Annotated in this window: 13 protein-coding genes and 1 pseudogene; 11 read left to right on the forward strand and 3 right to left on the reverse strand. The window is 57.0% G+C overall.

Annotation, left to right across the window (positions count from 1 at the left end):
• Positions 1-15 precede the first annotated feature (15 nt).
• Genes ACOQH0_RS11570 through ACOQH0_RS11590 form a run of 5 tightly spaced genes read left to right on the forward strand, consistent with a single transcriptional unit; the run spans position 16 to position 5,392 of the window.
• The gene (locus ACOQH0_RS11570) at positions 16-1,548 is read left to right on the forward strand and encodes an ABC transporter substrate-binding protein (RefSeq protein ID WP_421510382.1); all 1,533 of its coding nucleotides are present in this window, start codon (positions 16-18) and stop codon (positions 1,546-1,548) included.
• A gap of 23 nt (positions 1,549-1,571) precedes the next feature.
• On the forward strand, positions 1,572-2,594 hold the full coding sequence (locus ACOQH0_RS11575; protein WP_421510383.1) for an ABC transporter permease: 1,023 nt from the start codon (positions 1,572-1,574) through the stop codon (positions 2,592-2,594).
• Complete coding sequence (gene ddpC / locus ACOQH0_RS11580) at positions 2,591-3,484, forward strand: D,D-dipeptide ABC transporter permease (RefSeq protein ID WP_108417419.1); 894 nt, start codon at positions 2,591-2,593, stop codon at positions 3,482-3,484. The genes ACOQH0_RS11575 and ddpC overlap by 4 nt, the downstream gene beginning before the upstream one ends.
• Complete coding sequence (locus ACOQH0_RS11585; RefSeq protein ID WP_421510384.1) at positions 3,484-4,470, forward strand: ABC transporter ATP-binding protein; 987 nt, start codon at positions 3,484-3,486, stop codon at positions 4,468-4,470. Before ddpC ends, ACOQH0_RS11585 begins: the two co-directional genes overlap by 1 nt.
• On the forward strand, positions 4,463-5,392 hold the full coding sequence (locus tag ACOQH0_RS11590) for an oligopeptide/dipeptide ABC transporter ATP-binding protein (RefSeq protein ID WP_214605102.1): 930 nt from the start codon (positions 4,463-4,465) through the stop codon (positions 5,390-5,392). The genes ACOQH0_RS11585 and ACOQH0_RS11590 overlap by 8 nt, the downstream gene beginning before the upstream one ends.
• On the opposite strand, the gene ACOQH0_RS11595 is transcribed toward ACOQH0_RS11590, so the two are convergent.
• Positions 5,389-6,138 carry an SDR family NAD(P)-dependent oxidoreductase gene (locus ACOQH0_RS11595; protein WP_010431330.1) on the reverse strand — a complete coding sequence of 250 codons (750 nt, stop codon included), beginning with the start codon at positions 6,136-6,138 and terminating at the stop codon, positions 5,389-5,391. The genes ACOQH0_RS11590 and ACOQH0_RS11595 overlap by 4 nt on opposite strands.
• A gap of 116 nt (positions 6,139-6,254) precedes the next feature.
• On the opposite strand from ACOQH0_RS11595, the gene ACOQH0_RS11600 reads away from it, so the two are divergent.
• Positions 6,255-7,160, forward strand: coding sequence for a LysR family transcriptional regulator (locus ACOQH0_RS11600; protein WP_421510385.1), 906 nt, complete (start codon positions 6,255-6,257; stop codon positions 7,158-7,160).
• Positions 7,161-7,184: 24 nt separating this feature from the next.
• On the opposite strand, the gene ACOQH0_RS11605 is transcribed toward ACOQH0_RS11600, so the two are convergent.
• Entirely contained in the window at positions 7,185-7,613 is a 429-nt protein-coding gene (locus tag ACOQH0_RS11605; RefSeq protein WP_010431333.1) for an OsmC family protein, read from the reverse strand.
• Positions 7,614-7,728: 115 nt separating this feature from the next.
• Here ACOQH0_RS11605 and ACOQH0_RS11610 point away from each other — a divergent pair.
• Positions 7,729-8,689 (forward strand): annotated as a pseudogene (locus tag ACOQH0_RS11610) (hypothetical protein).
• A gap of 3 nt (positions 8,690-8,692) precedes the next feature.
• Here ACOQH0_RS11610 and ACOQH0_RS11615 read toward each other — a convergent pair.
• Positions 8,693-9,586: a LysR family transcriptional regulator gene (locus ACOQH0_RS11615; RefSeq protein WP_237848046.1), complete on the reverse strand. Its 894-nt coding sequence runs from the start codon at positions 9,584-9,586 to the stop codon at positions 8,693-8,695.
• 111 nt (positions 9,587-9,697) lie between these two features.
• On the opposite strand from ACOQH0_RS11615, the gene ACOQH0_RS11620 reads away from it, so the two are divergent.
• From ACOQH0_RS11620 to ACOQH0_RS11635, 4 genes are all read left to right on the forward strand, one after another.
• The gene (locus tag ACOQH0_RS11620) at positions 9,698-10,549 is read left to right on the forward strand and encodes a Vmh family MBL fold metallo-hydrolase (protein WP_042714308.1); all 852 of its coding nucleotides are present in this window, start codon (positions 9,698-9,700) and stop codon (positions 10,547-10,549) included.
• 230 nt (positions 10,550-10,779) lie between these two features.
• Positions 10,780-10,995: a biofilm-dependent modulation protein gene (gene bdm / locus ACOQH0_RS11625; protein ID WP_010431341.1), complete on the forward strand. Its 216-nt coding sequence runs from the start codon at positions 10,780-10,782 to the stop codon at positions 10,993-10,995.
• A gap of 95 nt (positions 10,996-11,090) precedes the next feature.
• On the forward strand, positions 11,091-11,228 hold the full coding sequence (gene sra, locus ACOQH0_RS11630; RefSeq protein ID WP_013096533.1) for a stationary-phase-induced ribosome-associated protein: 138 nt from the start codon (positions 11,091-11,093) through the stop codon (positions 11,226-11,228).
• A 176-nt stretch (positions 11,229-11,404) separates the two neighbouring features.
• Positions 11,405-13,102 (forward strand): NAD-dependent malic enzyme, encoded by a 1,698-nt coding sequence (locus ACOQH0_RS11635; RefSeq protein WP_089598514.1) that lies wholly within the window; start codon positions 11,405-11,407, stop codon positions 13,100-13,102.
• Positions 13,103-13,265: the final 163 nt, after the last annotated feature.

Here is a 13,265-nt window from a genome sequence, read left to right on the forward strand (position 1 = left end):
TACTGGAGCCCGGCCATGAAAAAAACGCTTCTGACCACGCTGATCGCCGCTACGCTGGCGTTAACTTCTACCGCTGCACTGGCAGCCGTCCCCAAAGATATGCTGGTGATTGGCAAGGCGGCCGATCCGCAAACCCTCGACCCGGCGGTGACAATTGATAACAACGACTGGACGGTCACCTACCCGTCCTATCAACGTCTGGTGAAATACAAGCCGGGCACGACCGAGGTGGAAGGCGATCTGTCAACGGGCTGGAAAGCGTCCGACGACCAGAAAGAGTGGACATTTACCCTGACGGACAACGCCAGATTCTCCGACGGTACGCCGGTCACCGCCGAGGCGGTCAAGCTATCCTTCGAACGTCTGCTGAAAATCGCTCAGGGCCCGTCGGAAGCCTTCCCGAAAGATCTCAAGGTTGATGCGGTTGATGAGCACACGGTGAAATTTACCCTCAGCCAGCCGTTTGCCCCGTTCCTCTATACGCTGGCGAACGACGGGGCCTCCATCATTAACCCGGCGGCGCTGAAAGCCAATTCCGCCGATGATGCACGCGGTTTTCTGGCGCAGAACACGGCGGGATCTGGCCCGTTTATGCTGAAAAGCTGGCAGAAAGGCCAGCAGCTGGTGCTGGTACCGAACCCACACTGGCCGGGCGACAAGCCGCACTTTAAGCGCGTGTCGGTGAAGATCATTGGCGAGAGCGCATCGCGCCGCCTGCAGCTTTCCCGTGGCGATCTGGACATCGCCGACTCTCTGCCGGTGGATCAGCTTCCCGCCCTCAAGCAGGAAGGCAAAGTGACCGTCGCGGAGTACCCGTCCCTGCGTGTGACCTATCTCTATCTGAACAACAGCAAAGCGCCGATGAACCAGGCTGATTTACGCCGGGCAGTCTCCTGGGCGACGGACTATCAGGGGATGGTGAAAGGTATTCTGAGCGGCAACGGCAAGCAGATGCGCGGGCCGATCCCGGACGGCATGTGGGGCTATGACGCCACCGCCATGCAGTACAGCTTTGACGAGGCCAAAGCTAAAGCGGCGCTGGAAAAAGTGAAGGATAAACCCGCCAGCCTGACGTTCCTCTATTCCGACAACGATCCGAACTGGGAGCCGATCGCCCTCTCCACTCAGGCGAGCCTCGGCAAGCTCGGGATTAACGTCAAGCTGGAGAAACTGGCCAACGCCACCATGCGCGACCGCGTGGGCAAAGGCGATTACGACATCGCCATCGGCAACTGGAGCCCGGACTTTGCCGACCCGTATATGTTCATGAACTACTGGTTCGAATCGGACAAAAAAGGGCTGCCGGGCAACCGCTCGTTCTATGAGAACAAAGAGGTCGATGCCCTGCTTCAGGCGGCGCTGAAAACCACTGACCAGGCCGAGCGCACCAAAGACTATCAGCAGGCGCAAAAAGTGGTGATTGACGAGGCAGCCTACGTTTATCTGTTCCAGAAAAACTACCAGCTGGCGATGAACAAAGAGGTCAAAGGCTTCACCTTTAATCCGATGCTCGAGCAGGTGTTCAACATCGCCACCATGAGCAAGTAGCGGCTCTCGCCGGGGGAAAATGTATGACGTTCTGGAGCATTCTGCGCCAGCGCTGCTGGGGGTTACTCCTGGTGGTGGCCGGTGTCTGTATTATCACCTTTGTTATTTCACACATGATCCCCGGCGATCCGGCCCGCCTGCTGGCCGGTGACCGCGCCAGCGACGAAATGGTCCAGAGCATCCGCCAGCAGCTGGGGCTGGACCAGCCGCTCTGGGTCCAGTTTGGTCGCTACGTGGACGCGCTGGCGCACGGTGATTTAGGCACCTCCATCCGCACGGGGCGGCCGGTGGCGGAAGATTTGAAGGCCTTTTTTCCCGCCACGCTGGAACTGGCCTTTTGCTCCCTGCTGCTGGCGCTGGTGATTGGCGTGCCGCTGGGCATTTTATCCGCGGTCTACCGTAACCGCTGGCTGGACCACCTGGTGCGGCTGATGGCGATGACCGGCATCTCCACGCCCGCGTTTTGGCTGGGGCTGGGGGTGATTGTGCTGTTTTACGGACAACTGCAAATTCTCCCGGGCGGCGGCAGGCTGGATGACTGGCTCGATCCGCCCACGCAAGTGACCGGGTTTTATCTGCTGGATGCGCTGCTGGAAGGCAACGGCGAGGTGTTTTTCAACGCACTGCAGCACCTGATTCTCCCCTCGCTCACCCTGGCGTTTGTTCACCTGGGGATTGTCGCGCGACAGGTTCGCTCGGCGATGCTGGAGCAGCTTAGCGAGGATTATATCCGCACCGCCCGCGCCAGCGGCCTGCCGGGCTGGTACATCGTCCTGCGCTATGCTCTGCCCAATGCGATGATCCCGTCGATTACGGTGCTCGGGCTGGCGCTGGGCGATCTGCTTTACGGTGCGGTGCTGACCGAAACCGTCTTTGCCTGGCCGGGAATGGGTGCCTGGGTGGTGACCTCTATTCAGGCGCTGGATTTCCCGGCAGTAATGGGCTTCGCGGTGGTGGTGTCGCTGGCGTATGTCCTCGTCAATCTGGTGGTGGATCTGCTTTATCTGTGGATTGACCCACGAATCGGGCGCGGAGGTGCCGAATGATGTTAACTCAGGAAACGTCCGTCCCCGTAAAACCCGCAAAGCAGCGCATCAACTGGGCAAAGCTGTTCTGGATGCTGCGCCAAAGCCCGCTCACGCTGATTGGCGGCGTGATAATGCTGCTGATGCTGGCGCTGATGGTGACATCACCGTGGATCGTACCGCACGACCCGAACGCGCTCGATCTGACCGCCCGCCTGCAGGCTCCGTCTGCGCAACACTGGTTTGGCACCGATGAAGTGGGCCGCGACCTGTTCAGCCGGGTGCTGATTGGCAGCCAGCAGTCCATTACCGCAGGGTTAGCCGTGGTGGCGATCGCGGGCGGTATTGGCTCTCTGCTCGGCTGTCTGTCCGGCGTGCTGGGCGGGCGCGGTGACGCCATTATCATGCGGATTATGGACATTATGCTCTCCATCCCTTCGCTGGTGCTGACGATGGCGCTGGCCGCCGCGCTCGGCCCGAGCCTGTTTAACGCCATGCTGGCGATTGCGATTGTGCGCATTCCGTTTTATGTCCGCCTGGCGCGCGGGCAAACGCTGGTTGTGCGCCAGTTTACCTACGTGCAGGCCGCACGTACCTTTGGCGCTTCGCGATGGCACTTGATCAGCTGGCACATCCTGCGCAACGCCCTGCCGCCACTGATTGTGCAGGCCTCACTGGATATCGGCAGCGCGATCCTGATGGCCGCCACGCTGGGCTTCATTGGTTTAGGCGCGCAGCAGCCCACCGCCGAATGGGGTGCGATGGTCGCCGTTGGCCGCAACTACGTGCTTGACCAGTGGTGGTACTGCGCCTTTCCGGGGGCGGCGATTCTGATCACCGCTGTCGGTTTTAACCTGTTTGGCGATGGGATCCGCGACCTGCTGGATCCGAAATCGGGAGGAAAGCAGTGATGAGTGATGCCGTTTTAGCGATAGAAGATGTACACCTGAGCTTCCCGATTTTTCGCGGAGACGTTCATGCGCTTAACCACGTTTCGCTGGAGATCAAACGCGGGGAAATCGTCGGCGTGGTGGGCGAGTCCGGCTCGGGCAAATCGGTGACAGCGATGCTGGCGATGCGCCTGCTGCCGGAAGGCAGCTACCGTGTTCATCACGGAAAGGTCACACTGCTGGGTGAAGACGTGCTGAACGCCACGGAAAAACAGCTTCGCCAGTGGCGCGGCGCGAAGGTGGCGATGATTTTTCAGGAGCCGATGACGGCGCTCAATCCCACCCGGCGCATCGGCAAACAGATGGTGGAGGTGATCCGCCAGCATCAGCCGCTCTCCCGCCGCGAATCGCAGCAAAAAGCCATCAGCCTGCTGGAGGAGATGCAAATCCCCGACGCGGCCAGAGTGATGGAGCGCTATCCGTTTGAGCTTTCCGGCGGCATGCGTCAGCGGGTGATGATTGCCCTTGCCTTCTCCTGCGAGCCGGAGCTTATCGTTGCGGATGAGCCCACCACCGCGCTGGATGTGACCGTCCAGCTGCAGGTGCTGCGGTTACTGAAGCATAAAGCGCGCGCCAGCGGCACCTCAGTGCTGTTTATCAGCCACGATATGGCGGTGGTATCGCAGCTTTGTGACCGGATGTACGTGATGTATGCAGGGAGCGTGATAGAGAGCGGTGCCACGCAGACGTTAATTCATCATCCCGTTCATCCCTATTCCATCGGCCTGCTGCAGTGCGCACCGGAAAACGGCCAACCTCGCGATATTCTACCCGCCATTCCCGGCACGGTACCGAACCTCAGCCAGCTTCCGCGCGGGTGTGCATTTCGCGAGCGCTGCTTTGCCGCTGGCGCGAAATGCGGCGAAACGCCCCGCCTGATGCCACATGGCGCTGAAGGCCAACAGGCGGCATGCTGGTACCCGCAACAGGGGGCACACCATGTCTGACATTCTGCTGGAACTGAACAGCGTGCATGTAAACTTTACTGCGCGCAAAAACTGGCTTGGGCGCGTAACCGAGCAGGTTCACGCCCTCAACGGGCTGGATCTCCAGCTCCATCGGGGCGAAACGCTGGGCATTGTCGGAGAGTCCGGCTGCGGCAAAAGTACGCTTGCGCAGCTGCTGATGGGGATGCTCAAACCCAGTACCGGCGTTTGCCAGCGGACACACCATGCTGGCGATATGCAGATGGTGTTTCAGGATCCGCTCTCGTCGCTCGATCCGCGCTTGCCGGTCTGGCGGATTATCACCGAGCCGGTGTGGGTGCAAAAACGCAGCAGCGTACGTGAACGTCGCCAGCTTGCTGAGGATCTGGCGCTGCAGGTCGGGATTCGTCCGGAGTACCTCGAGCGGCTCCCCCACGCGTTTTCGGGCGGCCAGCGCCAGCGCATCGCCATCGCCCGTGCGCTCTCGTCCGATCCTGACGTCATCGTGCTGGATGAACCCACCAGCGCGCTGGATATCTCCGTGCAGGCGCAGATCCTCAATCTGCTGATCAAGCTGCAGCAGCAGCGCAATCTCACCTATGTGCTGATCTCGCATAACGTCTCGGTGGTCCGGCACATGAGCGACCGCGTGGCGGTGATGTATCTGGGGCAAATCGTTGAGCTGGGAAGCGCCGCGCAGGTTCTGGGGGATCCTCAGCACCCGTATACCCGGCTGCTGCTGGACTCCGTCCCGAAAACCGGCGTGCCGCTGGATGAAGCGCTGGCGCTGCGTAAAACGGACCTTCCGGGTAACCGCCATCTGCCTGAAGGGTGTTATTTTCGCGACCGCTGCCCGATGGCAACGCAGGGGTGTGAACGTCCTCAGCCGTTACAGCCCTCGCGTGAGGGCCGGAACGTGCGCTGCTGGCGAAATGCGGGTTAGATTTGCGCCATTCCGCCGTCGACAAACAGCTCGACGGCATTAATAAAGCTGGCCGCGTCGGAGGCCAGAAACGCCACCGCTTTACCGACCTCTCCCGGTGCCCCTAAGCGGCCCAGCGGAACCTGAGCGGCCAATGCGTCGTAAAGCCCCTGGCGCTGGGATTCCGGCACCAGGTCACCCAGTCCTGGGGTTTTGACTGGACCAGGGCTGACGACGTTGACGCGAATGCCCCGCCCCTGTAAATCCAGTGCCCAGGAGCGGGCAAAGTTACGCACGGCGGCCTTACTGGCGCTGTACACGCTGAAGTTGGCGGTCCCTTTCACCGATACGGTCGACCCCGTAAGGATGATGGATGAGCCGGTGACCAACAGCGGCAGCGCTTTTTGTACCGTAAACAGTACGCCCCGCACGTTAGTGCCGAAGATCCGGTCAAACTGCTCTTCGGTGATGGCCCCGAGCGGCAGCATGTCCCCGCCGCCTGCGTTAGCAAACAGGATATCCAGGTGACCTGCTTCTTGTGCAATTTGGGCGTAGATCCGGTCGAGATCGGCAAGCGAAGAGACGTCTGCACGGATACCCACGGCAGCGGCACCGATGCTGGTGACAGCGGCATCCAACTCAGCCTGGCGGCGACCGGTGATATAGACCTTAGCACCCTGTGCCGCCAGCTCCTGCGCGGTTGCCAAACCAATACCTGTGCTGCCGCCGGTGACCAGTGCGATTTTTCCTGCGAGCGTTGTGTTCATTGTATTCACCTTTAATGAGGGGTTGGGTTGAACACACTTTAGCGCTGGCGTTATTGGTGAAAAATGGGCAAAAATGAAAATGACTATTCACACAGAGAAATAATCCGGGGGATCGCATGGATCAATTACTGGCGATGCGGGCGTTTACGCGAGTCGTCGAATCCGGCAGCTTCACGCGTGCGGCAGATTCTCTGAACATGCCGATCGCCACGCTGAGCAAGCTGGTTAAATCGCTGGAAACGCATCTGGAAACGAGGCTGCTGCACCGGACGACCCGCCGCGTCGTGACGACGCTGGAGGGGACGGAATACTATGAAAAAGCCATGCGGGTGCTGATTGATATTGAGGATATCGACACCTCGTTTCGCGCCTCCTGCTGTACGCCCAAAGGGCATTTGCGTATTGACGTCGGTGGCTCCACCGCGCGTGACGTGCTGATCCCCCTGCTGCCGGATTTTATGCAGCGGTATCCGGATATTCGCATCGATCTGGGCGTGGCTGACCGCCCGGTAGATTTGATAGGCGGCAACGTGGACTGCGTGATCCGCGGTGGCCCGCTTGATGATTCAACGCTGATCGCCCGCCGCATCGGGGAGGCGGAAAGGGTGACCTGTGCGTCACCCGACTATTTGAAGCGTCACGGCATTCCCGCGTACCCGCAAGAGCTGCGCAATGGGCACAAGCTGGTGAGCTATCTCTCACCCGTAACCGGACGGGCGTTTCCTTTTCGCTTCAGAGAAAACGGCGAGGCGCTGGACATCAGCGTGCCGCACTATCTTGGGGTGAACGAAAGCAATGCGCACCTGGCGGCGGCGGTCGCGGGGCTGGGAATTATTCAGACGTTTGGCTACGCGGCCCGTTCCTCTTTGAGAACCGGAGCGTTAGTTGAAGTCCTTCATGAATGGCGTCCTGGGGATTATCCTTTTCATGTGGTTTATCCGCAGAACCGGCATCTGACGCATCGCCTGCGGGCATTTATTACGTGGCTGGGTGACGTGTTCCCGACAGCGTTGAAGGGCTAGCCGGGCGGGCGCCCGGCTTTAGACTTAGTTGAGCTTATAGTCCAGCGTGATTTCCGCTTTTAATACCTGCGATACCGGGCATCCAGCTTTGGCCTTCTGGATGATGCCGTCGAATTTCTGCGGGTCAATACCCGGTACGGTAACTTTACTGGTTAGCGCAATTTTTGTGATCGCAAAACCACCGTCGGCCTTGTCCAGTGAGACATCCGCCGTGGTGTCAATGGAATCCGCGGTGAAGCCCGCTTCACCAATCATCAGCGACAGCGCCATTGAGAAACAGGCGGCGTGCGCTGCGCCAATCAACTCTTCCGGGTTCGTGCCCTTAGCGCCTTCAAAACGGGTGTTAAAGCCGTAAGGTTGTTGATTCAGGACGCCACTTTCCGTTGAAACCGTCCCTTTTCCTGATTTGATGTCACCAGACCAGTGTGCCGAACCGTGCTTATGAATCGTCATTCTTGCTCTCCTTTTGGCTTACAAAGGGTTAAGTATAGACTATGCCTCTGGCACTCTCCTGAACCCAGACAATTCCGTAACTTACCTTTGCCCTACCGACAACAAGGATAAACATATGACACTAAAAATCAGGATGGTCCTCGCGGTAACGACGCTGGCTATGTCGCTGTCTCTGCTGGCAAAGACGCCGGAAAACTTTATTTATACCAGTTCAGGCGATCTCGACGCGGCGTTCCCTCTTATTGCGCGAAGCGACATCGGCGGTGTGCAGATCGTCTACAGCTGGCGCGCGCTGGAAAAAGAGAAGGACAGCTATGACTTCTCGCAGATTGAACAGGATCTGGCGCGCCTCAAGGCCGCCAATAAAAAACTCTTTATTCAAAATTCAGGATCGTTTTTTCGAAAAAGATGCCCGCTATGTTCCTGACTATCTGATGAAGGATAAGCAATATGGCGGCGGCATTGCGCCGCAGTTTGATAACCCAGGGGAAGGTAAACCGGTTGGCTCGGGCTGGGTAGCTCAACAGTGGGATCCCGCCGTGCGTCTGCGGTATCAGGCGTTACTGGCGGCCATTGCTAAGCAATTTGATGGCCGGGTGTATGGCGTGAATCTCCCCGAAACGGCGATAGATCTTGACGAGAAAAAACCACCAAAGGGATTTTCATGTGATAGCTATTTTGCCGGAGAAATGGAAAACCTTGCCTATGCGCGAAAGGCATTCAGCCAATCCCATGTCGTGCAGTATGTCAACTTCTGGCCGTGCGAGTGGAATAACGATCGCAATTACATGGGACGCCTGTTTGCCTTTGCCAGCGCCAATAACATTGGCCTCGGCGGCCCGGATATCGTTCCCAACCGTAAGGCGCACATGAAGAACGCTTACCCGTTCTTCAATCAGTACAAAGGTAAACTGGCCCTCGTCGCCATGGCCGTTCAGGAGCCAACCCTGACCTACCGCAACCCGGCGACCGGTAAACCGTTCACTAAAAATGAGTTTGTGCAGTTTGCAGAGAATTATCTCGGCGCTGATATCATCTTCTGGAGCACGTCATCCCCCTGGCTGAATGCGAAATAGCCATCAGCCCTGCCGTGCGTCGTTTGACAGATAGCGCGCAATCTCGTCCAGAAAGACGCGCAGTGCTGCGGGCTGATATTCCCGGGACTGATAAATACCGTGGATGGCTAAGGTTTTGGGTTTCAGCCCGCTCAGCAACGGGACCAGCGTACCCTGCTCAATCGCGGCGTGAGCTTCCTGCTCTGGCAGCATCGCAATGCCGCAGTGCTTCTCTGCCGCATCCATCAACAACGATGAGATGCTGGCGCTGAGGTTGCCGCTTACGGCGACGCTGACGTTTTCCCCTTCCGGCGTCAGGAAGTGCCACGACTGACCAGCGAAAAAGCTGTAGTGCAGACAGTTGTGCTGCGCTAAGTCATCCGCATGTACTGGCGTACCGTGGGTAGCAAGATACTGCGGCGATGCACAGAGTACGGAGCGGCACTCACCCAGCCTGCGGGCAATCATTCCCGGCTCCGGGTTATCCGTGATGCGAATCGCCACGTCAATCCGTTCTCCGACAAGGCTCACCGGATGGTTGTTCACGTCCAGCTCAACGCGCAGCTGCGGAAACCGGGACAGCAGATCGGGCAGCACCGGCGCGATAATGTGCATAGCGGTAAAATGCGCGCAGGCCACCCGCAGCGTGCCTGAAGGCAAATCTTTTGCCGACTGATCTTCAATTTCCTGCGACAGCTGCGAAAGCGTGCGCGTTTTTTGCAGCACCTTTTCCCCTGCCGCCGTCAGCGTCAGCTTGCGCGTCGAGCGGTTTACCAGCCGCGTTCCCGCCCACTTTTCCATCTGTTCCAGATAGCGGCTGACCATTGGGCGAGAAATACCCAGCGCGCGGGCTGCCGCGCTCAGGCTCCCCAGCTCGCATATTCGGTTATAGACCTGAGCAGCAATAACGCGATCCATACAACACTCCATTTGCTCGATTTATGAAACAAAGCATGTCTTGTTTCAGGAATTCTGGCAAATACGAATATCCGTACAATAGCGATATTCCTGAACAACAGAGACAACAGCATGAAATTCACTCACCTTGCCCTGCTTTCCACCCTTTTTACTCCGGCTGTGTTTGCCGCGCCGTTGACCATTGATACCTATAACCCGCAGGAAAAAGGCATTTTTGCGGTCTCCTCCACGCTGGTCTCCGGCCCGAAAGAGGCGGTGCTGTTTGACGCGCAGTTCAGCGTGAAAGATGGCGAAGCGCTGGTAGAAAAAATCCGCAAAAGCGGGAAAACACTGAACAAGATTGTGATCACCTCCGGCGATCCGGATTTCTATTTTGGCCTTCAGCCGCTGGTGAAAGCCTTCCCGAATGCTAAAGTGGTGGCCACGCAGCATGTGGTTGACCATATCAAAGCCACCAAAGACGCCAAACTCGCCTTCTGGGGTCCGCAGATGAAAGATGGCGCGCCAACGGAGCTGGTTGTCCCGCAGGTGCTCGCGTCCACCACGTTTATGGTTGACGGAGAAAAGATTGATATTGAGGAGCCAGACAGCTACGCGGCCTATGTGTGGATCCCGTCAGCGAAGACTATCCTCGGCGGCACCGGCGTCTCCTGGGGCATTCACGTCTGGACAGCGGATACCCAAACGTCGGCTCGCCGTCAGCAGTGGCAGGAAACCCTGGATAATATGGCCGCGCACAAGCCAGAGCGCGTGATCCCGGGCCACTACCTCGGTACGCCGCCTGCCGGAACCGGCGCTATCGACTTTACCCGCACGTATCTGCAGCAGTTTGAACAGGCATTGGCCAAGCATAAGGATTCTGCTGGCGTGATTGCCGCGATGAAAAAACAGCAGCCGGACCTGGCCGAAGTCAGCTCTCTTGAGTTAAGCGCTAAGGTGAATACCGGCGAAATGAAGTGGTAAGTTAAACTCTGCTCCTGCTATATTTTCGTGATAGCAGGAGCAACCCGCAAATATCTACCCGCTCTCCCAGTGATTCCCCCTCCTTTTTAAAAGCACATAAAAGCATGCACTTATGACTTTTTTAATTCTAAGATGAATCTTACACACAGCGCCGGAAATATTTGCCATTCTGAATGTGAATTATATTTTTGCACGCCGTAACATTAAACAGACAACGACACGGAGGCAGCATGTTTACTTATTACCCGGCAAATACTACAGCAGCACAACCGGAACTCGTTAACGCCATTGCGCAGGGTCTTCACGCCGAGCACGGTGCTGTGACTGAAGATGACATTTTGATGGAACTGACCAAGTGGGTGGAATCCACAGACAATGACATCCTCAGTGACATCTACCAGCAGACCATTAACTATGTTGTTAGCGGGCGAAACGCACCTTTGTAAAAACCTGCTAAGCTGGATCTGCAACCTAAGGGGTTACATTTCGTTTGCGTAAGCAAGCTTGTCCTTAAAACTATCAACAGGATTGAGGAGTTAACATGAAATCGAACCGTCAGGCACGCCATATTCTGGGACTGAACTACAAGCTTTCAAACCAACGTAAAGTGGTGATTGAGGGCGACAGTGAAACGCAGGTCACCCACGCCACGGGCAGAAAGCGCCACGCAGGCAAGTAAGTTCCAGTAAGATATTTACGACACCATCGGTAATCCCGATGGTGTTTTTGTTTATGTGTTGCGGTAATTAATATTTAGCTCCTTTATAATACCGCCCGACCGCACCCCGTAGCACAGGCCAGAAAGATGACAAACAGCAGTGTCAGGGACGGATCTTCATAAAAAGAGTGAGTGACATGGACAACAAACTGAAAAAACATCGTTCCTTATACATCCCATACGCCGGACCCGTTTTACTCGAATTTCCCCTGCTTAACAAAGGCAGCGCCTTCAGCATGGAAGAGCGCGGCAGCTTTAACCTGCTTGGCCTCTTACCTGAAGTGGTTGAAACCATTGAAGAACAGGCGGAGCGCGCCTGGATACAGTATCAGGGCTTCAAGACGGAAATCGACAAACACATCTACTTGCGCAACATCCAGGACACCAACGAAACCCTCTTCTATCGCCTGGTGCAAAACCATCTCGAAGAGATGATGCCGGTGATCTACACCCCGACGGTGGGTGCCGCCTGTGAACGTTTCTCTGAGATCTATCGTCGTTCCCGTGGGGTATTTATCTCTTATCAGAATCGTCACAACATGGACGATATTCTGCAGAACGTGCCAAACCACAATATTAAAGTCATCGTGGTGACCGACGGCGAACGTATTCTGGGTCTTGGTGACCAGGGCATCGGTGGGATGGGGATCCCAATCGGCAAGCTCTCCTTGTATACCGCCTGTGGTGGCATCAGCCCGGCGTATACCCTGCCGGTGGTGCTGGATGTCGGAACCAATAACCAGCAGCTGTTGAACGATCCGCTTTACATGGGCTGGCGTCATCCGCGTATAACCGACGATGAGTACTATCAGTTTGTCGACGACTTCATCCAGGCCGTGAAACAGCGCTGGCCGGACGTACTCTTGCAGTTCGAAGACTTTGCGCAGAAGAATGCGATGCCGCTGCTGAACCGTTATCGGGATGAGATCTGCTCGTTCAACGACGATATCCAGGGCACCGCCTCGGTGACCGTAGGCACGCTGATCGCTGCCAGCCGCGCAGCCGGTAGCCAGCTGAGCTATCAGAAAATTGTCTTCCTTGGTGCTGGCTCTGCGGGCTGTGGTATTGCCGAGCAGATTATCGCCCAGACGCAGCGTGAAGGGTTAAGCGAAGAGCTGGCCCGCTCCCGCGTCTTTATGGTTGACCGTTTCGGCCTGCTGACCGACGGTATGCCGAACCTGCTGCCGTTCCAGACCAAGCTGGTGCAGAAGCGCGAAAATCTGAAAAACTGGGATACCGACAACGAAGTCCTTTCCCTGCTGGACGTGGTGCGCAACGTGAAGCCGGATATTCTGATCGGCGTTTCCGGACAAACCGGTCTCTTTACCGAAGAGATCATCCGCGAGATGCACAAGCACTGCGAGCGCCCTATCGTGATGCCGCTGTCTAACCCGACCTCGCGCGTGGAAGCGACGCCGCAGGACATCATCGCCTGGACCGAAGGTAACGCGCTGGTCGCGACCGGCAGTCCGTTCGATCCGGTGGTGTGGAAGGATAAAACCTATCCGATTGCCCAGTGCAACAACTCCTACATCTTCCCGGGCATTGGTCTGGGCGTGATCGCCTCCGGCGCATCCCGCATTACCGACGAAATGCTGATGTCGGCAAGCGAAACCCTGGCGGGCCACTCGCCGCTGGTCAATGACGGCGAAGGTCTGGTGCTGCCAGAGCTGAAAGACATTCACAAGGTGTCGCGCGCTATCGCATTCGCGGTAGGTAAAATGGCGCAGCAGCAGGGCGTGGCGGTGAAAACCTCTGCCGATGCGCTGCAGCAGGCCATCGACGACAACTTCTGGAAGCCTGAATACCGCAGCTATCGCCGTACCTCGATTTAATTCTGCACGCCGACCGTTCCCTCTCCTCAAAAGGGAGAGGGGATGTCAACACCCTACTCCCTTGATTTTGTTTGCCGCTTCTACAGCATTCCCCTTAACATTATTTTGAAAATCAATACTCCAACAATAATACATATCTCATTGAAATATAAATATTTTGCAT

Origin of the sequence: Enterobacter sp. JS8-1 (assembly GCF_049187015.1) — a bacterium.
Classification (GTDB): domain Bacteria; phylum Pseudomonadota; class Gammaproteobacteria; order Enterobacterales; family Enterobacteriaceae; genus Enterobacter; species Enterobacter mori.